This is a genomic window from Streptosporangium carneum, assembly GCF_027922005.1.
GTDB lineage: Bacteria > Actinomycetota > Actinomycetes > Streptosporangiales > Streptosporangiaceae > Streptosporangium > Streptosporangium carneum.
In genome coordinates this window covers 1-556 of the sequence record NZ_BSEV01000136.1, presented here as the reverse complement: position 1 = coordinate 556, position 556 = coordinate 1, and the positions used below count along the sequence as shown (strand labels likewise).

Annotated in this window: 1 protein-coding gene; it reads right to left on the bottom strand. The window is 72.7% G+C overall.

Going from position 1 to position 556, the window contains the following annotated elements; all coding sequences use genetic code 11:
• Window positions 1-53 precede the first annotated feature (53 nt).
• On the bottom strand, window positions 54-488 hold the full coding sequence (locus PKF00_RS44210) for a hypothetical protein (protein WP_271223786.1): 435 nt from the start codon (window positions 486-488) through the stop codon (window positions 54-56).
• Window positions 489-556 lie beyond the last annotated feature (68 nt).

Sequence of the window (556 nt, the reverse complement as noted above, 5' to 3'; positions counted from 1 at the left end):
GACTTCGGTGCACGTCGTACACGGTCCGGGGCGATCGGCTGCTGTGGCCCTTCCTACGTCGGAGCCTTGCCATCGGGAGAACCTTGCCGCACCGCCGTCCACGGCCATTGGCTCCGCACGGCCTGGTCGCGTTCCTCGCCGGCCGGACCACCGGCGGACGCCGTGGTGGCCTTGCGGGCGGATGGCCTGCCGTGCCCGCCGGTGGATGGTGAATCCGTCGATGTGGAACCCCCGCCCCGCCTTGCCCTGCCAGGTGAGGTCCGGGGCGGATCGGCCCGATCGGGTTCAACGCCGGGGGCAGGGCGCTCGGCGTGCAGCTCGGCCATGACGCCCAGGATCGGAGCGGTGGTGAAGCCCAGCGCGCCGCGCACATGGACCACCACCCAGGCGCCGGGCTCACCGAAGTCGACGGTGAAGGCCAGCTCGTCACGCCGCCGGGCCCGCCGGGGGCGCTCGGCCGGATCGGCTGGGTCGGTGTGGTGCGCCATCGCGGTCCCTCTTCCCCGTAAGCCGTCCGTTGACAAGCTGCCCAGGGACGTTGCCTCACCGTAGGGCA

What these genes read in the sequence shown, in the direction of transcription:
- PKF00_RS44210 (WP_271223786.1), bottom strand. Translation starts at nt 488, where the DNA reads ATGGCGCACCACACCGACCCAGCCGATCCGGCCGAGCGCCCCCGGCGG.